Origin of the sequence: Streptococcus infantis (genome assembly GCF_047464215.1) — a bacterium.
Taxonomy (GTDB): domain Bacteria; phylum Bacillota; class Bacilli; order Lactobacillales; family Streptococcaceae; genus Streptococcus; species Streptococcus infantis_P.
In genome coordinates this window covers 40,799-60,967 of the sequence record NZ_JASHCG010000009.1, presented here as the reverse complement: position 1 = coordinate 60,967, position 20,169 = coordinate 40,799, and the positions used below count along the sequence as shown (strand labels likewise).

At 39.2% G+C, this 20,169-nt stretch carries 16 protein-coding genes; 6 read left to right on the top strand and 10 right to left on the bottom strand.

What is annotated here, in order from left to right:
* Window positions 1-14: 14 nt before the first annotated feature.
* From QM469_RS06670 to rpsO, 3 genes are all read right to left on the bottom strand, one after another.
* Window positions 15-770 (bottom strand): ABC transporter ATP-binding protein, encoded by a 756-nt coding sequence (locus QM469_RS06670; protein ID WP_414276338.1) that lies wholly within the window; start codon window positions 768-770, stop codon window positions 15-17.
* A gap of 1 nt (window position 771) precedes the next feature.
* Entirely contained in the window at window positions 772-1,818 is a 1,047-nt protein-coding gene (locus QM469_RS06665) for a FecCD family ABC transporter permease (protein ID WP_414276337.1), read from the bottom strand.
* A 541-nt stretch (window positions 1,819-2,359) separates the two neighbouring features.
* Complete coding sequence (rpsO, locus tag QM469_RS06660; RefSeq protein WP_001018251.1) at window positions 2,360-2,629, bottom strand: 30S ribosomal protein S15; 270 nt, start codon at window positions 2,627-2,629, stop codon at window positions 2,360-2,362.
* Between the two features lie 205 nt (window positions 2,630-2,834).
* On the opposite strand from rpsO, the gene QM469_RS06655 reads away from it, so the two are divergent.
* Both QM469_RS06655 and thrS read left to right on the top strand, forming a co-directional pair.
* Window positions 2,835-3,209 (top strand): hypothetical protein, encoded by a 375-nt coding sequence (locus QM469_RS06655; RefSeq protein WP_414276336.1) that lies wholly within the window; start codon window positions 2,835-2,837, stop codon window positions 3,207-3,209.
* A 318-nt stretch (window positions 3,210-3,527) separates the two neighbouring features.
* Window positions 3,528-5,471, top strand: coding sequence for a threonine--tRNA ligase (thrS, locus tag QM469_RS06650; protein ID WP_414276335.1), 1,944 nt, complete (start codon window positions 3,528-3,530; stop codon window positions 5,469-5,471).
* Between the two features lie 146 nt (window positions 5,472-5,617).
* Here the strand turns inward: thrS and QM469_RS06645 are convergent, their stop codons facing one another.
* The 5 genes from QM469_RS06645 to QM469_RS06625 form a co-directional block, all read right to left on the bottom strand.
* Window positions 5,618-6,667, bottom strand: a complete 1,050-nt coding sequence (locus QM469_RS06645) for a DUF389 domain-containing protein (protein ID WP_414276334.1) — start codon at window positions 6,665-6,667, stop codon at window positions 5,618-5,620.
* A gap of 451 nt (window positions 6,668-7,118) precedes the next feature.
* Entirely contained in the window at window positions 7,119-9,110 is a 1,992-nt protein-coding gene (locus tag QM469_RS06640) for an ABC transporter permease (RefSeq protein ID WP_248034543.1), read from the bottom strand.
* A 1-nt stretch (window position 9,111) separates the two neighbouring features.
* Entirely contained in the window at window positions 9,112-9,870 is a 759-nt protein-coding gene (locus tag QM469_RS06635; protein ID WP_248034542.1) for an ABC transporter ATP-binding protein, read from the bottom strand.
* 327 nt (window positions 9,871-10,197) lie between these two features.
* Window positions 10,198-11,172, bottom strand: coding sequence for a sensor histidine kinase (locus QM469_RS06630; RefSeq protein ID WP_414276333.1), 975 nt, complete (start codon window positions 11,170-11,172; stop codon window positions 10,198-10,200).
* Window positions 11,165-11,842 carry a response regulator transcription factor gene (locus QM469_RS06625; RefSeq protein WP_049495474.1) on the bottom strand — a complete coding sequence of 226 codons (678 nt, stop codon included), beginning with the start codon at window positions 11,840-11,842 and terminating at the stop codon, window positions 11,165-11,167. The genes QM469_RS06630 and QM469_RS06625 overlap by 8 nt, the downstream gene beginning before the upstream one ends.
* A gap of 95 nt (window positions 11,843-11,937) precedes the next feature.
* On the opposite strand from QM469_RS06625, the gene QM469_RS06620 reads away from it, so the two are divergent.
* The 4 genes from QM469_RS06620 (at window position 11,938) to QM469_RS06605 (ending at window position 15,908) form a co-directional block, all read left to right on the top strand.
* Window positions 11,938-13,014, top strand: coding sequence for a DUF2974 domain-containing protein (locus QM469_RS06620; RefSeq protein ID WP_414276354.1), 1,077 nt, complete (start codon window positions 11,938-11,940; stop codon window positions 13,012-13,014).
* A 169-nt stretch (window positions 13,015-13,183) separates the two neighbouring features.
* Window positions 13,184-14,377, top strand: coding sequence for an oxidoreductase (locus QM469_RS06615; RefSeq protein ID WP_414276332.1), 1,194 nt, complete (start codon window positions 13,184-13,186; stop codon window positions 14,375-14,377).
* Between the two features lie 516 nt (window positions 14,378-14,893).
* A complete protein-coding gene (locus QM469_RS06610) occupies window positions 14,894-15,157 on the top strand; it encodes a hypothetical protein (RefSeq protein WP_414276331.1) in 264 nt (87 codons plus the stop codon).
* Between the two features lie 121 nt (window positions 15,158-15,278).
* Entirely contained in the window at window positions 15,279-15,908 is a 630-nt protein-coding gene (locus tag QM469_RS06605; RefSeq protein WP_414276330.1) for an MBL fold metallo-hydrolase, read from the top strand.
* A gap of 148 nt (window positions 15,909-16,056) precedes the next feature.
* On the opposite strand, the gene QM469_RS06600 is transcribed toward QM469_RS06605, so the two are convergent.
* Both QM469_RS06600 and QM469_RS06595 read right to left on the bottom strand, forming a co-directional pair.
* On the bottom strand, window positions 16,057-19,233 hold the full coding sequence (locus tag QM469_RS06600; protein WP_414276329.1) for an LPXTG cell wall anchor domain-containing protein: 3,177 nt from the start codon (window positions 19,231-19,233) through the stop codon (window positions 16,057-16,059).
* Window positions 19,234-19,535: 302 nt separating this feature from the next.
* Window positions 19,536-20,159 (bottom strand): recombinase family protein, encoded by a 624-nt coding sequence (locus QM469_RS06595; RefSeq protein ID WP_248035941.1) that lies wholly within the window; start codon window positions 20,157-20,159, stop codon window positions 19,536-19,538.
* Window positions 20,160-20,169: the final 10 nt, after the last annotated feature.

Sequence of the window (20,169 nt, the reverse complement as noted above, 5' to 3'; positions counted from 1 at the left end):
TTCCTTTTTAATTTTTATAAATAGTGAATCATGGCTTGCTGATCTTCTGTCCAAGTAATCTTACTTTGAACGCCATAGACAGCCTGCAAAGACTCGGGTGTGATGGTCTCTTTTGGAGTCCCTTGGTAAACAATTTCTCCTTCTTTCATCAGATAGAGATAGTCTGAATAACGACAAGCCAGCTGAATATCGTGTAATACTGCTAGTACATTGATATTGAGATGTTTGACAATGGTTAACAAGTCTAGCTGGTACTTGATATCCAAATGATTGGTCGGTTCGTCTAAGAGCAGGAGAGTCGGTTCTTGGGCCAAGGCGCGTGCCAACAAAACCCGCTGCTTCTCTCCTCCTGACAGAGAAGAGTAGAGTCGATTTCTCTTTTCGAACATATCTACCTTGACCAGAGCATCCTCAACCAAGGCAAAGTCTTTTTCTTTTTCCTTTTGTAAGAAAGCGAGATGGGGTGTTCTGCCCAGCATGACGATTTCCTCAACCGTACAATCAAATTGTAACTGATTAAACTGTGTGACGACTGCCATCTGCTTTGCCGTTTCCTTGACGCTCAATTGTTCCAGTGGCTTTCCATCTAGAGAAATCAAGCCCTGATCAGGCTTTTCCTGTCGATAGAGGAGTTTCAACAAGCTAGTCTTCCCACTGCCATTTGGTCCTAAAACGGTATGAAATTGGTTGCCCTCAAGTTTAAGTGAGACTCCTTTGAGAATTTTTTTCTCTCCGATTCCAAAGTGAAGATCCTGACACATTAAGTCCATATCAGACTCTCACCTCCCTTCGCCTACTTCCAACCATGTAGATAAAGAAAGGTGCACCTACTAGGGCTGTGAAAATTCCAATCGGTAGTTCAGCATTTTGAATCAAAACGCGAGCAAAGACATCTGCCCAGACGACAAAGAGGGCGCCTAGTAATGTTGCAATTGGAAAAAGCCTTCTATAATTTGTACCAACCAAACTTCGGGCTAGATGAGGTGTTATCAAACCGACAAAACCGATGATCCCACAGGTCGATACCAAGATAGCTGTCATCACAGCTACAATCGTTACATAAAGATACCAGTAAAACCGTAGAGGAATTCCCAATGTCAAGGCAGCTTCATCTCCCATCATCATGGCATTGAAAACACGATATTGTGTAGAGAAAAATAAAAAGGCGATTCCCACGACTACTGCTGGCAAAGTTAAGTGAGCCCATGAGGTCCCCGCTAAAGAACCCATGGTCCAAAACTTGATAGTCATAACGCTATCAGCATTGGCACCAATAGAGATAATAAAGTTTGAAAAAGCCAAAAATAGGGCATTCACAACCGTTCCTGATAAAATCAGGCTGGAAGTTGTCATCCTGCCTTGCATGGAAGCAATCAGAAGGACTGCAAGTGTTGCTAAAATCGCTCCTAGGAAAGAGCCTAGACCAATCATAACTTTAAATCCAAGAATAATACTCAAAGTTGCTCCAAAGGTTGCCCCGGCTGAAATTCCTAATACATAGGGCTCTGCTATTGGATTATTGACTGTTGACTGCATAACACTGCCACACATGGAGAGGCCAGCACCAACAATCAAAGCAAGAAAAACCCGTGGCAATCTCATATTCCAAACAATAGCAAGCGTAGACTTTGAAATGTTTCCTATCTCAAAAGGAGCCCCTAACTGATTCAAAATTATCCGATAGGTATCACCCAAGCTAATTTGAACAGATCCCATAGAAACTGCCAGAAACAGAGAAATCCCCAAAGCTCCTAACAGGATAGCTAGTAAAAAACAATATCTCAGGTTTTGATGGTTTCCATAAAATTTGGAAAGCATGAACCCCTCCTTTAACAAAGATTAAAAATTTTGACAATTTTAATAAACAGTATACCACATTTCTAAATCATGAGCAAGACTAGAAAAAAGCACACAAAAAAGCCCTCTGAAGACAGAGAGCGATTTGAGCTCGGGCTAAAATCCTAGTGAAAAAGATGAAACTCATTGTGTTCATCGAACACTGTGTCCTTTCCCTATTTTCATACGGATTTTTAACTCCCTTAGCATCATGATTCTTACTGGATAAAACGTTTATAGACTAGACGGCAAGCCGAAGATTGTACAAAAATGTTAGTGAAACAAAAAATCTCCCCGAAGGGAGATCATTCTGGTTTATTTTACCTTACAGTGCTAGGAACCGTAACCGAAGAACATACTTGAGTATATCGAGGTAAGGTGACAAAAATAAAAAGCCCTCTGAAGTCAGAGAGCTTGATTCTTGCTGGATAAAACGTTTGTAGACTAGGCGGCAAGCCGAAGATTGTACTGATGGTACATCGAGGCGAAGCCAACGAAGTATAGAAACGTTTTAGACGCAAGATTAGCGACGAAGTCCTAGAGAGTTGATCAACTCACGGTAACGGTTAACGTCGTTTTTACGCAAGTATGCAAGCAAGTTACGACGGCGACCGATTTTCTTCATCAATCCACGGTAAGTAGCGTGGTCTTTTTTGTGTTGTTTGATGTGTTCGTTAAGGTGGTTGATTTCCCATGTAAGGACAGCAACTTGAACCTCTACTGAACCTGTATCACCTTCGTGACGTGCATATTGTGCAATGATTTCATTTTTTTTCTCTTTTGAGATTGCCATGATGTTTCTCCTTTTTATTTGGCTTCATCCGAGTGACAGGTTGGCATGCCTGTAACCAAGAAGAAGTTATTTGTCTTTACGACATTTCTTATTCTACCAAGAACTAAGTTCTTTGTCAACTGATTTACTATTCTTACCGCAAAAGTGCTATAATAGTTATAGGAAGGATATCTAAGTTGACATCTTGAAAAGAGAGGTGATTACCATGCGTAAATTCTCGCAATATCTCCCCTACTATCTGGTCATATTTTTCTTTTATTGGCCACTTTATGAGCTGTTATTATGGACTATTACTGAAAACTATATCTTGAAGGAGCTCACCATCGGCAACGTTATTATCTTCTCTCCACTGGTGACTTTCATAGTATCACTATTCTACTCTTATCGTTTCAAGTTCTCAGTTTGGTGGTTAATTGAAGTTGGCTTGCTCTTTTGCTTTACCATCATTACTTTCGGAGAATTTATCCTTCTCTACTTCCTAGCCTATGAAATCTTTGCCCTCGCGGGTATGGCTGTCGGTGTAGCTATTAAGAATCTAGTGCAAAAACTGAAAAGGAAAAAACTTTCACAAAATCCTTGAAAAATCTCACAATCATGCTATAATAATGCATAGAGACAAGTCACTTAGCCCCTTTCTACCAGAGAGTGCGTGGTTGCTGAGAACGCATAGGAAGCCTAAACTGATACTACTCTACTGACTTTTATGCAAACATAAAACGGTGGCCACGTTAGAGCCAATCAGAGGTGTCCCTCTTTTTTGAGGAACATAAATGAAGGTGGAACCACGTTGCGACGTCCTTTTTAGGATGTCGCTTTTTGTTTTTCTTGATTTAAGACTGCAAAATAGGGAAACACCTCTGCTTTATAAATAATGGATAACCAATATAAGGAGAAAATCATGATTCAAATTACTTTCCCAGATGGCGCTGTTCGTGAATTCGAATCTGGCGTTACAACTTTTGAAATTGCTCAATCCATCAGCAATTCTCTAGCTAAAAAAGCTCTTGCTGCTAAATTCAACGGCAAACTCATCGACACTACTCGTGCGATCACTGAAGACGGAAGCATCGAAATCGTGACACCTGATCACGAAGACGCTCTTGACATCTTGCGTCACTCAGCTGCACACTTGTTTGCACAAGCCGCTCGTCGCCTTTTCCCAGACATTCACTTGGGGGTTGGTCCAGCTATCGAAGATGGTTTCTACTACGATACTGATAACCAAGCTGGTCAAATCTCTAACGAAGATCTTCCTCGTATCGAAGAAGAAATGCAAAAAATCGTTAAAGAAAACTTCCCATCTATTCGTGAGGAAGTGACTAAAGACGAGGCGCGTGAAATCTTCAAGAACGACCCATATAAATTGGAATTGATTGAGGAGCACTCAGAAGACGAGGGTGGCTTGACCATCTACCGTCAAGGTGAATACGTGGACCTTTGCCGTGGCCCACACGTCCCATCAACAGGCCGCATCCAAATCTTCCACCTTCTCCATGTAGCTGGTGCCTACTGGCGTGGAAATAGCGACAATGCTATGATGCAACGTATTTACGGTACAGCTTGGTTCGACAAGAAAGACTTGAAAAACTACCTTCAAATGCGTGAAGAAGCCAAAGAACGTGACCACCGTAAACTTGGTAAAGAGCTTGATCTCTTCATGATTTCTCAAGAGGTTGGTCAAGGGCTTCCATTCTGGTTGCCAAATGGGGCTACTATCCGTCGTGAATTGGAGCGCTACATCGTCGACAAGGAAATCGCTGCTGGTTACCAACACGTCTACACTCCACCAATTGCCTCAGTAGAACTTTACAAGACTTCTGGTCACTGGGATCACTACCGTGAAGATATGTTCCCAACTATGGATATGGGTGATGGGGAAGAATTCGTTCTTCGTCCAATGAACTGTCCTCACCATATCGAAGTCTTTAAACACCACGTTCACTCTTACCGTGAATTGCCAATCCGTATTGCTGAAATCGGTATGATGCACCGCTATGAAAAATCTGGTGCTCTCACAGGGCTTCAACGTGTACGTGAAATGTCACTTAATGACGGTCACACTTTCGTAACACCTGAACAAATTAAAGATGAGTTCCAACGTACGCTTCAATTGATTATAGATGTTTACGAAGATTTCAACTTGACTGACTATCGTTTCCGTTTATCATATCGTGATCCTCAAGATACTCACAAATATTTTGATAATGATGAAATGTGGGAAAATGCTCAACGTATGTTGAAATCAGCTATGGATGACATGGGACTTGACTACTTTGAAGCTGAAGGGGAAGCAGCCTTCTACGGACCAAAATTGGATATCCAAGTGAAGACAGCTCTTGGTAAAGAAGAAACTCTTTCTACAATCCAGCTTGACTTCTTGCTCCCAGAACGCTTCGACCTTAAATATATCGGAGCTGATGGTGAAGAACATCGCCCAGTTATGATCCACCGTGGGGTTATCTCAACGATGGAACGCTTCACAGCTATCTTGATTGAGAACTACAAGGGTGCCTTCCCAACATGGCTTGCACCACACCAAGTAACCCTCATCCCAGTATCTAACGAGAAACACGTTGACTACGCTTGGGAGGTAGCGAAGAAACTTCGTGACCGTGGTGTCCGTGCAGACGTGGATGAGCGCAATGAAAAAATGCAGTTCAAGATTCGTGCGTCTCAAACTCAAAAGATTCCTTACCAATTAATCGTTGGAGACAAGGAAATGGAAGAGAAGGCTGTAAACGTTCGCCGTTATGGTCAAAAAGAAACTGAAACTATGCCGGTAGATGCATTTGTAGAATTGATTCTTACAGACATCGCTAACAAATCACGAGTTGAAAAATAAACGATAAAACCTGGGATAAAAATTCCAGCTAAATAAAGAAGCAACAACTGAAAACGTTGTTGCTTCTTTATTTAATCCGAGCTAGTAGTGATTGGTCAAACCACCACACAAGATTTGCTTCCTCGAGTTAGAAAAGGTCAATATCCTCAATCCTTGTCTGCTTCATTTTCTTTTACGAGATCTTTTTGTGAATCTTTTTCAGAGAGTTTTTGATCGATATACTTATTAATGGTTTCATAAAATTCCTTGGTCAACTCACTATCTAATTTTGTCGAATTATGGACTTGATTGACTTTCAATTGAACAGATTGAATACCGTAAGAGGCTTGTTTTTGGCGAATTGTTTCTAATTCTTCTTCTGAAATCGGATCTCCAACAACTGTCAAGACCAATTCATTGCTACTTGACTTGTAGACTTTATTAATGATCGTATGATTGGCGAACTCTTTGCCTACAAACTGTTTGATCCCTTCTTTTCGCGCTTGATCTATCGTCAGAGTGACTGCTGAATAGCTGGCTGGAAGAACCAATAATACAATTAAGGATATCAACCCAATTCTCATTTTAATGTTTAGCTCTTTAAATGAACTTAAAGGAGATTTTCTCATTAAAATTCTTGTTCCAACAATATTGGTTAGCATGATAAAGACACAGTTGATCAAGAAAAGATAGAGAGCTCCAAATAAAAATCGTACATTTCCATTAGCTAAGCCATATCCTGCAGTACAGATAGGTGGCATTAGAGCTGTTGCAATGGCTACTCCAGGCACAATATTGTTTGCTTCTTTTTTCCTTGAACCAATTACACCTGCAATCCCACCAGCAATAGCAATGAGAACATCCCAAATGGTTGGAGATGTTCGTGCAATCAACTCGCTACTTGCATAAGATAAGGGAGAAATCCAGAAATACAGAGTCGAGACAAGCAAACTGACTAATACTTGAGTAAATAAAACCTCTAGAGATTGCTTGATTAAACGCGTATCAAAAATAGCTAAACCGAATCCCAGTCCAACAATCGGTGTCATAAGAGGGGAAATCAGCATGGCTCCAATAATGACAGCTGTTGAATTCATATTTAGACCTATAGAGGCAATAAAAATCGCACACATCAAAATCACTGTATCTCTTAATCGAACATGAAGGTCATCATATAATTTCTCACGGTATTCACGTGTTGAATAGTTTCCGGTCATTGGTTACTCCTTTTATTTCATATAATCTTGTTTCTGCAAAGACGATGGCAGAGAAACTTCTGTCCAATCTTACATATTTTTAATTCTCACCTGTCATTCTTTTGAAAATTATCCTTTAAATATCCATCAGTCCATCCTGCATATTATATCAAAAATTTTACAATCTTTCTCTGAAGAACTCAATCAATTTGAAAGATAGTGAAAGGTAGAAATTTTTGTTTCCTTATCCGAAAAAGAAAAAAACGTTATCTCCTCTGAAAGAAGATAACGTTTTAATGTTTAAACATGATGAGTGTGTTTGGTTTTCCAATTTTGCATCATGCAAATCGGTCAAGGTATTGCGATCCCCAAGGTAAACCCGCAAATTATAGCTACTAAGATAGAGTATCCAATATAATCTAGGATTCCTCCGTCAAAATAACTTTCTGACTTTACATTATATCCTTTATTTTTATATTTGAACAATCTTGCGATAACTTCTTGAAGTAATCATAAAGATTAGGACATAGACTAAAGCAAAGATACCACAGATAGAAAGGGTTACACTTAACATCATGGCTGAATCAACAACACCAACGACCTTGAGAATCAGGCTCAACATGTGATAAGCAAAAGCCAGATGAAGGAAGGCAAAGGCCAGAGGTAGGAAGAAAACAGTCAAGACCTGCTTGTTAATGGTTTGCTTGATTTGTTTTTGATCCAAACCAACCTTTTGCAGAATGACAAAGCGTTCACGGTCTTCATAACCTTCTGAAATTTGTTTATAGTAGATAACGAGTACAGTACCAACCATAAAGATGATAGAGAGAAAAATACCGATAAAGAGGACTCCACCAAAGAGAGCGTTCATTTCGACAGTTGACTCACTCGCAATGTTTGCACCGTAAACCATACCATCCTCGTTCTTGAGATTGTGACTGAAATTATTCACATACGCATCGAAATCATCAGATAGCTTTAACTGTTCCTCTTTACTTGCTGTCACATCCATTCCACCATATAGCTGAGTGTATATAGCAGAATCCTGGTATTTATCTAAAAAGTCCTGCAAATTTGAGACAACAAGGTAGTTATAATCTGAGATCAAAAGTACATACTGGTTAGCAACATGGTCTCTGAGGAAATCTTGCTGGATTTCTTGCTTGATCGTATAGTTCTGATTGTTCAGACTGAATGCTTTTTGACCTTTAAGGCCATCGTTCTTAGCGAATAGTCCCACCTCATTATTCGTAAGGTTCAGCTTTTGTCCAGTCATTTTTTCATAATCCTTTTGATCAAAGACTAGGAAAACTGTCTTGGGCATAACACTATTTTGACCTTTTGCAAAGGTGGTTAATTTGGTACCATCTTGACTAGAAAGGCCGAAACTTGCATAGCTAAGAACATCCTTAGTGCTGATTGTTAGGTTCTTTTCCTTGGCATACTGAGTTAAAAGTTGGTCTAAATCCTCAACTTCTACATTTTGTCCTGAAATTGACATATCGTGAGGATACAGGAGTTTTTTAATATTTTCAGAACCATTGTAGATACTGGTTGCTGCCGACATGGTGACCAAAACCATGGTGGAAAGGATGGCAATAGTCGCTAAACCAACCGCATTTTTCTTCATACGGAAAATGAGGTTAGAAACAGAGATGAGATTATTAGGTTTGTAGTAATATTTCTTGTTTTTCTTGAGCATTTTCAAGAAAACTGTAATCCCAGCATTGAACAAGAGATAGGTTCCTAAAATGACCAGTATTACAGCTAAAAAGAAGGTAGAAATAGCTAATAGAGCATTTGTTACGCTTTGAGCTAGATAATAGCCACTACCTAAAGAGAGTAGTCCCAAGATTGTCTGAAACACTAGGAAACGCCCCTTCTTCTCACCTTTTGCTTTCTCACGAGATAGTTGGAGAGCATCCATACGGATAATGCGGATAGCATTTAGGATGACAATGACTAAAAAGATAAAACCAAATACCAGAAGGATGGAAAGGACTACGGACCATTGGAATGTGGCTACTAACTCCACTTTCATCTTTGAAAGTTTGAGCAATAAAGCGAAAATCAGATTATCAAAGAGGGCACCAATTCCAATCCCTGCAGTGACTGTTACTAGCCCAAATATCAAGAGTTCCTTAAAGGTCATACCAATCAAATGGCGTTTTTCTAAGCCCAACATGCCATATATACCCAGTTCTTTGGAACGATTTTTCATGACAAAACTATTGGCATAAAGTACGATAATGGCAGATGCAAGTGTCACTACGATCAGACCTAGTTGAAGGGTAAATTGAATAGAAGATCCACCCCGCATTTCTACCATTTTAGGATTAAAAGTTAATGAATAAAATAGATAGCTGATAGTAACTGCAAGGAGAACTGCTAGTGCAAAAGGGTAATAGAGTTTGCGGTTTTTGATTAAGTTGGAGATGGCCAACTTATTGGTTAGTCGAAACATATTAGTTCACCTCACTTGCCATAACAGTCAAGGTGTCAGAGATTTCTTGGAACATCTGACGTTCAGTTTTTTCACCACGGTAGATTTGATTGTAGAGAATGCCGTCCTTGATGAAAATGACACGTTTAGCACGGCTGGCTGCAGCTGTTGAGTGGGTTACCATGAGAATGGTTTGACCTCGCTCGTTAATCTCATCGAAGACATCTAGCAGTGCTGCAGATGACTTAGAGTCTAGGGCTCCTGTTGGCTCATCAGCGAGGAGAATTTCTGGTTCTGTGATGATAGCCCGTGCAACTGCAACCCGTTGTTTTTGCCCTCCAGAGATTTCATAAGGGTACTTCTCCTGCAATTGATTGATGCCAAGATTTTCGGCCGTCACGACCAATTTTTTCATCATTTCTGTAATAGGTTTTCTAGACAATACCAAAGGGAGTAAGATATTGTCTTTAACAGAAAGCGTATCTAACAAATTGAAGTCTTGGAAGACAAAGCCTAATTTTTCACGACGGAAGCTTGATGCTTCAGAATTTTTAATGGTAGCTGTGTCAGTTCCGTTTAGGAAGACCTGCCCACGCGTTGGCTTGTCAAGCATAGCAAGAATATTGAGTAGGGTTGATTTACCAGAACCAGACTCACCCATGATAGCAACGTAGTCGCCTTTTTCAACGGTAAAGTGAATATCTTTCAGGGCTTCTACTTGGTTGCCTTGAAAGCGAGTTTTATAAATCTTTTGAACGTGTTTTACATTTAATAGTGTCATTTTAACTTCTCCTTTTTAATATCCCATTAATTGAAACTGAGCTTGCATCATTTCGATGCCAAGCTGAACTCGCTCGATATCCTTTGGACTCGGCTTACTTGTTTGTTTCTTTTGTAAAATTGTTTTCATGGTTTCTCTCCTTTTTCTTTATGCTCTAAGTTTACTCCAAAAAAAGATGGCTTGCCATAACATAACCTTACAAAAGAGGCCTTTAATCTTACATTTTTGTAAGATTACATTTTTTATCTAATTGAAGCCGTTTTTCTCACCATATCAAGGTCTAAAGAAGAGCTTGAAAGGTTTCTTCCAAGCTCTTCACAATTCTTTTCATTCAATCAGTAAATTCACTTCAGAGAACTTAATCCTCACAGTTGTTCCTTGCCCAAGCTCGGATTCTATTTGAATCTGATGTCCTAATTCTTGGCTGATTTTCTGGGTTAGATAGAGCCCAAGTCCAGACGACTGCTGGGTCATTCGACCATTATAGCCTGAAAATCCGCGTTCAAAGACTCGCAATCGATCACTATTTTTGATGCCAATCCCTGTATCTTTGATGCAAAGTTCCTGACCTTCCATGTAAATTTCAACTCCACCTTCATTTGTGTACTTGAGGCTATTTGAAAGGATTTGTTCAAGGACTACTAACAGCCATTTCTTGTCTGTAACAATGCTTCTATCCAAGTCATGCAGATTGATACTAATACCTTTCTGAATAAAGAAAAGGGCATATTTGCGAATGACTTCCTTAACCAAGTCTTCTATATTTTCTTTCTTCAACACCAAATCATCATGGAAGCTTTCCAAGCGTAGATATTGGAGAACGAGGTTGGTATAGGAATCAATCTTAAAAACTTCCTGTTCCAACTGTTGTTTCAGTTGACGATCCGCCACCTCGCTCACTAGGAGTTTACTGGCCGCAATCGGTGTCTTTATCTGATGAACCCAGAGAGTATAGTAGTCTACTAAATCATTGTAGCGGTTTTCAGCATCTGATTTCTTTTGGTAGAGCTCAGCTTCGCTTTTCTCTAATTTTTCAGTTAGAAGGACTTCCATTGGTGACTTAGCTTCTCTTTCGCCATAGAGCAATTCCTTACGATAACGTTGCAATTCCATCCAAAAATCCCATATCAAGAATATAAAGGAAAAAACTGATGATAGAAGGAAAAAATAGTTAAAGTAAGGTCCTTGACTAACAAATAGGACATCAAAAAGAAAGATCAGACCCGTCAATAACAAAATAAAAGCGAAAAAACGACTACGCGAACGGATATAAGCTAGAAAAAAACTTTTGAGTTCAACCATGTTTCAATCCGTACCCTATTCCTTTCTTGGTTTCGATAAAACCAATCAAACCTTCTTCCTCTAGTTTCTTGCGCAAACGAGCGACATTAACGGACAAGGTATTATCATCGATAAAAAAGTCACTGCTCCAAAGTTCTCGCATCAAATCATCACGCGCCACGATATTGCCTGCATGTTCAAATAAGACACGTAAAATCTGAAATTCATTCTTGGTTAGATTGATAACTTTTCCATTGACATGCACATCCATAGACTTGGTATTGAGGATAACTCCTGCATACTCTAGAAGACTCTCGTCCCGTCCAAATTCATAGGAACGACGCAATAACCCTTGTACCTTGGCTAAAAGGACCTGCTGGTCAAAAGGCTTGGTCACAAAATCGTCTGCTCCCATATTAATAGCCATCACGATGTCCATAGCCTGGTCTCTTGAAGACAGAAACATAATAGGAACTTTGGAAATCTTGCGAATTTCCTGACACCAATGATAACCATTAAAGAGAGGCAAGCCGATATCCATGAGAACCAGATGAGGCTCAGACTGAACAAATAGCGTCAGAACTTCCATAAAGTCTTCTACCATGACTACTTCAAAACCCCATTCGGAGAGCATTTTCCCAACTTGTTGACGGATTACTGGATCATCTTCTACTAGTAAAATCTTATGCATCTGCTCCTCCTTTTTTTATATTATAGCAAAATTCTTCTGACTACTAGCGAAATTGATGCAAATCTGATATGATAAAAGTTAAGAAAGGAATTCTCATGGCCAATATTTTTGACTATCTAACTGATGTTCAATACGATTCTTTTTATGATCTTCCCTTAAATGAACTGGATGTACTTGCTTTGACAGAGCTGACTTATCTTCCTTTTGATAACCTATTGGACCAGCCAGTCAATCGTTTAAGCGATGTCGCAATACGTGTCCCTCGAGAAAGTACCATGTTGACCAATAAAGAACGTCTGCAACTTTTAGACCAGCTTGCCCAACACAAACGTTTTAAAAATTGCAAGCTATCAAACTTTGTTAACGAGATTGACACTGAGCAACAGAAACAGTTCGCTGCTATGACCTATCGTCTGAACCTAGATACTTATCTCATTGTCTTTCGTGGCACAGACGACAGTATTATTGGCTGGAAGGAAGATTTCCATTTGACCTATATGAAGGAAATCCCTGCCCAAAAGCATGCTCTTGAATACTTGGAAGATTTCTTTAAACAATATCCAAAACAAAAAGTACTTCTTGCTGGGCATTCTAAGGGTGGGAATCTAGCCGTCTTTGCTGCTAGTCAAATCCAGCCTGATTTGCAGGAAAAGATATCAGCAGTTTATACCTATGACGCTCCTGGTTTGCAGGCTCATCTGACAGAAACGACTGGTTATCAAGATGTTATTCCAAAAATTCACCGTTTCGTCCCACAAGGTTCTGTCATTGGCATGATGCTGGAAGTTCCTGATACTCCTATTGTCGTCAAATCTACGGCTCTCGGAGGAATCGCCCAACACAGCACCTTTAGTTGGCAAACTGAGGATAATCACTTTGTCCAACTAGAAGAAATCAGCAGTGAGAGTCTCCAAATTAAAGACACTCTCAAAGAATGGGTGGATAGTGTTCCCGATGAGAAACTGGAGCTCTACTTCGATCTCTTCTTTGGTACCATTCTAGAATCTGGAATTAGCTCCATTAATGAACTGTCTTCTAAAAATGCTATTGACCATGTTCGACAACTTGTTTCTCAAGCCCAGACACTGGAACCTGAACAAGTTGAAATCTTAAAAAATCTGACACAACTCCTACTGGATGCTCGTTTTCAAGCCTGGAAGAATCATTTTTAATTCATTTTCAAAAGCTCGTTGCTAATCAAAATCGAGGTCGGGATTTTTATCTCGGCTTCTATTTTTATACTCTTCAATCTCTTTCTTGACGAGTTTCTCTTTTTTTGATAAAATGTAACATATTTTGTTACAACATATCAAAATAGTTCTCTTTGAAAGGAATTTTTATATGAAATCAATAAAAGGCATTTTATTTATTGTAGCTAGCATGCTGGTGACTATCCTGGGCTGGCTGAGTTCTGGGAGTCCACAGTTCCTGATTCCTGGCTTAGCTTTAACCACACTTTCACTGACCTTTATCCTTGCAACACGTTTACCCTTGTTAGAAGAGTGGTTTAATGGACTTGAAAATATGTATTCTGCTCATAAGTTTACAGCATTCTTATCCATCCTACTCCTTTTATTTCATAACTTTAGTATGGGAGGATTATGGGGTTCTCGGCTCGCAGCTCAATTAGGAAATATTGGTATCTATATATTTATCAGTATTGTTTTAGTTGCCTACCTTGGTCAATATCTCCAATACGAAGCTTGGAGATGGATTCATCGTGTCGTGTATTTAGCCTATATCTTTGGACTTCTTCACGTATACATGATGATGAGTCAACGACTCTTCAGTCTCAGTCTCCTCAGTTTTCTGGTTGGAATCTATGCAATTCTTGGTTTGATCGCTGGATTTTACATCATTTTCCTTTATCAACAAATTAGTTTTACTTATCCAGGTAAAATTATTGGTATCAAGCACCTCAACCATGATACAACTGAGCTTGAAATTAAGCTTAGCAAACCTTTCCAGTATAAGTACGGACAATTTGCCTTTCTTAAGATTTTTCAAGAAGGTTTTGAACAAGCTCCCCATCCCTTCTCTATTTCTGGTGGAAGTGGAAAAACACTTTATTTTACAATTAAAAACTCAGGTGACCATACCAAAAATATCTATGAAAATTTAAAAGTTGGTAGTAAAGTGACAGTTGACAGAGCTTATGGACATATGTTATTAGAACAAGGACAAGATCAGCAAATTTGGATCGCTGGAGGTATTGGAATTACTCCCTTTATCTCGTATATCCGAGAAAATCCTTTTCTGACTAAGAGCGTTCGATTCTACTATAGTTATCGTGGTAAGGAAAATGCAGTCTATCTCAATCTACTTCATGCCTATGCTGAGGAAAATCCCAACTTTGACCTTCGCTTGATAGACATCACCCAAGATGGCTACTTAAACTTTGAAAATGAGGATATTCCAGATCAAACAAGCATTTATATGTGTGGACCTTTAGTCATGATGGAAGCCATCTCTAAAAGCATTAAAGAAAAACATCCAAAAGCAGAACTCATCTATGAAGGTTTTAAGTTTAAATAAATATCGGTCTCTTCTTTGAAGGGACTTTTTTCTTGATTTCTTATTGTTTGATTTAAAGTTAAAGTAGGTGATTTTACAAGAACCTATAATTTCCTATACTGAACACTATGGCTACACACCACTTAATCATTTCTTTCTATACAAAATAAACATCCTATTCTGTTTAATATTCTTAAAAGTTATTGTAATAACTCTTCTCCTGTTAAATTCACTTATTCTTACAATTTATCAATAAAATAAAAACGATATTCGAATAAAATAAAAAAAAACGGTTCAGAATTGGTTGATAATTCTGAATCTTTATCATATAATATATTATGAAATTAGATTTTTATTTAGGGTGATAGAAGGAGAGAACAAATTGGAAACCATATTGTAACCCAATCATGATTTAATTTCATCAACTCTATTAAGTCTACAAAGAACAATTAGTAGACATATACTGGTATCTTAACTGGATTTTGTAATAAAGAATCCTTCAGTTTCTTTCTTTTATCATTGATCAGGAGAACATCTATGAAAAAAATCGGTATCTCTATTCTTGCTCTCCTAGTGTTAGGAGTTACTTGCTTGATTCTATTCGGTCAGCAAAGTTATCAAAAAACTGTCATTCAATACTATGGTAAAGACCAAGCCCTGCCCAACAATATAAACTATAGCGAATACAGCGATAAGCATGAAGCCAACTACGGTGGTACTCTTAATATTACTTCTATCAAGCATGCTAATGAAGGAGTTTATGCAACCTATGAAGGTCAATTAACACCTCTCAAATATTGATAAATTGATAACCAGCCTGCCTTTAACTAGTCATGCTGGTTTTTAATATTTATAAATCAATACGTATTCTCCCTAACTGTGTTATACTAGTAGGAGTAAATGCTTTGAAAGAGGAAATTCTATGAAAATCCATAAAACTGTGAATCCTGTTGCTTATGAGAACACTTATTATCTTGAAGGAGACCAACACCTGATTGTTGTTGATCCGGGTAGCAACTGGGAAGCTATTCGCAAGACTATCGAGACCATTAACAAACCAGTCAGTGCAATTCTCCTGACCCACACCCACTACGATCATATTATGAGTCTGGACTTGGTCAGAGATACTTTCGGAACCCCTCCAGTTTATGTGGCAGAAAGTGAAGCATCTTGGCTCTATACTCCTATTGATAATCTTTCTGGTCTTCCTCGACACGACGATATGGCAGATGTCGTATGTAAACCAGCTGAACATACCTTTGTCTTTCATGAAGAATACCAGATTGAGGAGTTCCGCTTCACTGTATTACCAACTCCAGGCCACTCTATCGGAGGAGTTTCATTTGTTTTTCCAGATGGGCACTTGGTCTTAACGGGTGATGCTCTCTTCCGAGAAACTATTGGACGAACAGACCTACCTACAGGTAGCATGGAACAACTCCTTCATAGTATCCAAACCCAGCTCTTTACTCTCCCGAACTACGATGTCTATCCTGGCCATGGTCCAGCTACGACCATCGCTCACGAAAAGACCTTTAATCCATTTTTCTAGCAAGAGCAAAGAGGCTGGGCAAGAAGTCTTTAAAAGCAGAAAAACGCATATTATCAGGTGTTGAGAAACCTTGATAATATGCGTTTTATCATGAAAAGATTTTCTAAATTTTTCCTCAAATAATTGATGGATAAATTATAGGTTGTGATTATTTTTCTTTCTTGCGATAGCTAAACAATCCAGCATTTAGAGTCAATACTCCAAATAGTGTAGTGAGAATTGAGCTATTTTCACCAGTATTTGGTAAAGTTTTTCTTGTTTTCTCTCCACCTTCTCCCTTAGTTTTCAATGGTTTGGATTGTGGTTGTGTTCCATCTGCACCATTGCTGTTTTGCGTAGGGATTGTTGGGTTTTCACTACCTGCAACTGGCGTTTGGATACTACCGCCATTGTGATTTACTGACATATTTTTAAAAGTCATAGCATAGATACTAAAGTGATTGGTTTCGAAAGTTACCTTATCCGCATCTTGCTTGAAGTCTAATGCTTGCAAAGCGCCATCTGGAGAAACATAGTAGACATTTTCAACTGGCTTTTCTGCAGAAAGGCTCACTAGAACCATGCCATTTGGCTGGACAGCCTTACCATTGGCGTCGTATAGACGAATATCGTAGGCCTTGTAGTTTTTCGCCGTAAGTGAATTTGACTTAGTTTCTTCTACCTTGATGTAGCTGACGTTTTTGAGTGTTTCCTCTGAAGCACGTACTTGAACACTTCCAATTTCATTCGCAAGGATTCGGCTAGTGCTTGGAGTTACTGGTTTCTCTGGTTTAGCAGATTGTGGTTGATCTGGAACAGCTGGTGTAACTGGTTTTGGTGTCTCTGAAGGCTTAGGTGCCGGTTTTACTTCTGGTTTTGGTGTCTCTGAAGGTTTAGTTTCCGGTTTTACTTCTGGTTTTGAAGTATCAGAAGGTTTAGTTTCCGGCTTAACTTCTGGTTTTGAAGTATCTGAAGGCTTAGGTGCCGGTTTTACCTCTGGTTTTGAAGTATCAGAAGGTTTAGTTTCCGGCTTAACTTCTGGTTTCGGAGTCTCTGATGGTTTAGTTTCAGGTTTTACTTCTGGTTTTGAAGTATCTGAAGGTTTAGTTTCCGGCTTAACTTCTGGTTTCGGAGTCTCTGATGGTTTAGTTTCCGGCTTAACTTCTGGTTTCGGAGTCTCTGAAGGCTTAGTTTCCGGCTTAACTTCTGGTTTCGGTGTCTCAGAAGGTTTAGTTTCAGGTTTTACTTCTGGTTTCGGAGTCTCTGATGGTTTAGTTTCCGGTTTTACTTCTGGTTTTGGTGTTTCTGAAGGTTTAGTTTCCGGTTTTACTTCTGGTTTTGGTGTTTCTGAAGGTTTAGTTTCCGGTTTTACTTCTGGTTTCGGAGTCTCTGAAGGCTTGGCATCCGCGTTTACCTTCTTATACTTTAGATACATGTAATTGTCATCCAAAGTACCACCAAAATATGTATTCATTATCCGGTAGTCCACTTTATAACCAGGCATCCAGCTAGCATACGAAACTACCTCATAGCCCTCAATATCTTTATAAATATTGATGGTCTCTCCTGGGTTTAAAACTCCAATTTCTCGAGATATCCTCTCTCCCGTATCTGCATCGAAATAATCGATACGGTATTTGAGGGGCTCCTGCTTTTCTTCATCTTTTGGCGCTGGTTTTGGTGTTTCTGAAGGCTTGGCATCCGCCTTTACCTTCTTATAATCTAGAAACATGTAACGTTCAAACGTTTGACCACCAAAATATCTACTCATTATCCTGTAGTCCACATTATATCCAGGCATCCAGCTATCATTCGAAACTACCTCATAGCCATCGATATTTTTATGGATATTAACAGTTTCACCAGAATTTAATACTCCATATTCTCGAGATATCTCCTCTCCCGTTTCTGCATCGAAATATTCGATAAGATAGTTGATGGGCTCTTGTTTTTCGTCAGCTTTTGGCGTTGGTTCTGATTTAACTTCTGGTTTTGGTGTCTCAGAAGGCTTCGTTTCCGGTTTTACTTCTGGTTTCGGAGTCTCTGAAGGCTTGGCATCCGCATTTACCTTCTTATATTCTAGAAACATATATCGATATCCAGACGAAGACCCAAAATATCTATCCATTAACCGGTAGTCCACATTATAACCAGACATCCAACGACGATTCGTAACTACCTCATAGCCATCAATATTTTTATGGATATTGATAGTTTCACCAGGGTTTAAAACTCCAATTTCTCGAGATAGCCTCTCTCCCGTATCTGCATCGAAATAATCGATACGATATTTGATGGGCTCTTGATTTTCGTCAGCTTTTGGTGCTGGTTTCTCCGTAGGTTGAGATGGTTTTTCATATCCAATATAGCCCGCTGGTCGATAATAAAAATAATTAACTGAAATATGATCACTTTCTACACCGTCAACAACACCAGGATAAAAGTTGAATTTCTCGTAAGGTACAGTTTCTCCAGGTTTATAAGAATTACCAGTAGTTGCTCCCCATCTTCCCTCTTCGTGTCTAACATCCGTTATCTCTTCCAAAATATAGCCATCTATATCACCCTTAGGTAAAGTAAAACTCTCACCTGGCTTAATAGTAACTGTTATATTTCGTTTTCCATCATCAATGGAATGAGCCTTGCGATGAAGTGGGAGTGTACCATCGGGCCAAAGTTTAGGAGTTCCAGTATAGCTAAAGCTAATATGAAGAGTCCGTTCGCTCCTATTAGGCTTCTCTAGCGGAAGTGTCTCATATTCAAGCTGACAATGTGCCACGATTGTATCGCCCTCTTTGGTAAGAATAAATCTCTCATCTTTCGATCTAGAAATATCATTCAGGTTATCATAACTAATATTCAGTATTTTGGGGTAAGCTCTTTGAAGCCTATAGCCTTCAAATGTTGGAGCTGCAATTGTTAAATCTTCACCAACGTTAACAGTTCCTGTCAACGTTTTAGTAGGTTCTACTTTCTCCCCAGTCCTTATATCATGAAAATCTAGTTCGATTACATATCGGATAGGAAGATGTTTTTCTTCTTTTAAGGTTGCATCTTCCCTTGGGGCATCAGATGGCTGAGTCTCGGCTGCGTTTGCTGTTGACTTAGCTTCAGGTTTCACTTCTTCAACCGGTTTAACCTCTGGTTTTTCTGAATCACTTGGTTTGCCATTTTCTACTGGTTTTGAAGCTGTATTTGGCTGTTCTGCCACATGTGTATCTGCCTGAGCTGTATTTGGCTGTTCTGCCACATGTGTGTCTGCTTGAGCTGTAAAAGCTGGCACTACACCCAACACCGCAACCGCAAAGGTTGCAATACCGAGTTTAACAAGTTTATTTGTTTTCATAATTTCCTCCTTAGGAATGTAGATTACTTTTGAAGGTGTGTAAATACTACAAAATCCTAATTTTTTTGATATTAGTGTTTCGAAGAAAACCTCAACCACTTGAGCGACAAGGGTTTTGGTGTATCACATAACGACCGTTAAACGATACACTTAAAAAACAAAAAAATACAAATCCAACACAGGCTCAAATCCTTGTTAAATTCGTATTTTCTGAAATATTCACATTGTTATTTTGAATGTTTCGCAAAACGGTCGTTAATCGAAACATATTTACGCCCTCATTGTAGCATTTTATCTTATTTTTAGCAAGAATTTTGCGAAACATTTTTACGATTGATAGCCACCTTGTTTCGTTCCAACACTTTATAGATGGTTGAGGTCGAAATTCGTTCTGTTTTTGCTATTGTTCTGATGCTTGATTCCCCTGCCAAATACAGCTCAATAATTCTCTCTTCCTTATCTCTTGACATTCGCTTGGCACCTAGTTTGACACCATTTTCCTTGGCTTTACGAAGTCCTTCACGGGTTCGAAATCGCAGATTTTCCAGTTCACTTTCTGCCACAAATCCCAAAATGACGCAAAGTAACCTACCGATGAGCGAGTCGGTTTCCAGTTTTTCATGCAAACTGACTAGCTGAATATCCGAAGCATTAAATCGTTCGATCAGTTCTAGCAATTTAAACATGGAGCGAGTCAGGCGATCTAACTTATAGATAGTGAAAATGACCTGCTTACCATCCTGCGAAAGGTCCGAAGCCAATTTTAAGGCTTTTTCGAGTTCTGGACGTGCATTGTTTGAACCAGATTCACGTTCAATAAAGAGCTGGTCGCAGTGCTTGAGAGCCTCCATTTGCACCTCCAAGCCTAGGTCTTGCTTGTGGGTAGAAACGCGAGCATAGCCTATATTGATGGTGGTCTGAAACATAAAAATCCTC

What these genes read in the sequence shown, in the direction of transcription:
- QM469_RS06670 (WP_414276338.1), bottom strand. Translation starts at nt 770, where the DNA reads ATGGACTTAATGTGTCAGGATCTTCACTTTGGAATCGGAGAGAAAAAA.
- QM469_RS06665 (WP_414276337.1), bottom strand. Translation starts at nt 1,818, where the DNA reads ATGCTTTCCAAATTTTATGGAAACCATCAAAACCTGAGATATTGTTTT.
- rpsO (WP_001018251.1), bottom strand. Translation starts at nt 2,629, where the DNA reads ATGGCAATCTCAAAAGAGAAAAAAAATGAAATCATTGCACAATATGCA.
- QM469_RS06655 (WP_414276336.1), top strand. Translation starts at nt 2,835, where the DNA reads ATGCGTAAATTCTCGCAATATCTCCCCTACTATCTGGTCATATTTTTC.
- thrS (WP_414276335.1), top strand. Translation starts at nt 3,528, where the DNA reads ATGATTCAAATTACTTTCCCAGATGGCGCTGTTCGTGAATTCGAATCT.
- QM469_RS06645 (WP_414276334.1), bottom strand. Translation starts at nt 6,667, where the DNA reads ATGACCGGAAACTATTCAACACGTGAATACCGTGAGAAATTATATGAT.
- QM469_RS06640 (WP_248034543.1), bottom strand. Translation starts at nt 9,110, where the DNA reads ATGTTTCGACTAACCAATAAGTTGGCCATCTCCAACTTAATCAAAAAC.
- QM469_RS06635 (WP_248034542.1), bottom strand. Translation starts at nt 9,870, where the DNA reads ATGACACTATTAAATGTAAAACACGTTCAAAAGATTTATAAAACTCGC.
- QM469_RS06630 (WP_414276333.1), bottom strand. Translation starts at nt 11,172, where the DNA reads ATGGTTGAACTCAAAAGTTTTTTTCTAGCTTATATCCGTTCGCGTAGT.
- QM469_RS06625 (WP_049495474.1), bottom strand. Translation starts at nt 11,842, where the DNA reads ATGCATAAGATTTTACTAGTAGAAGATGATCCAGTAATCCGTCAACAA.
- QM469_RS06620 (WP_414276354.1), top strand. Translation starts at nt 11,938, where the DNA reads ATGGCCAATATTTTTGACTATCTAACTGATGTTCAATACGATTCTTTT.
- QM469_RS06615 (WP_414276332.1), top strand. Translation starts at nt 13,184, where the DNA reads ATGAAATCAATAAAAGGCATTTTATTTATTGTAGCTAGCATGCTGGTG.
- QM469_RS06610 (WP_414276331.1), top strand. Translation starts at nt 14,894, where the DNA reads ATGAAAAAAATCGGTATCTCTATTCTTGCTCTCCTAGTGTTAGGAGTT.
- QM469_RS06605 (WP_414276330.1), top strand. Translation starts at nt 15,279, where the DNA reads ATGAAAATCCATAAAACTGTGAATCCTGTTGCTTATGAGAACACTTAT.
- QM469_RS06600 (WP_414276329.1), bottom strand. Translation starts at nt 19,233, where the DNA reads ATGAAAACAAATAAACTTGTTAAACTCGGTATTGCAACCTTTGCGGTT.
- QM469_RS06595 (WP_248035941.1), bottom strand. Translation starts at nt 20,159, where the DNA reads ATGTTTCAGACCACCATCAATATAGGCTATGCTCGCGTTTCTACCCAC.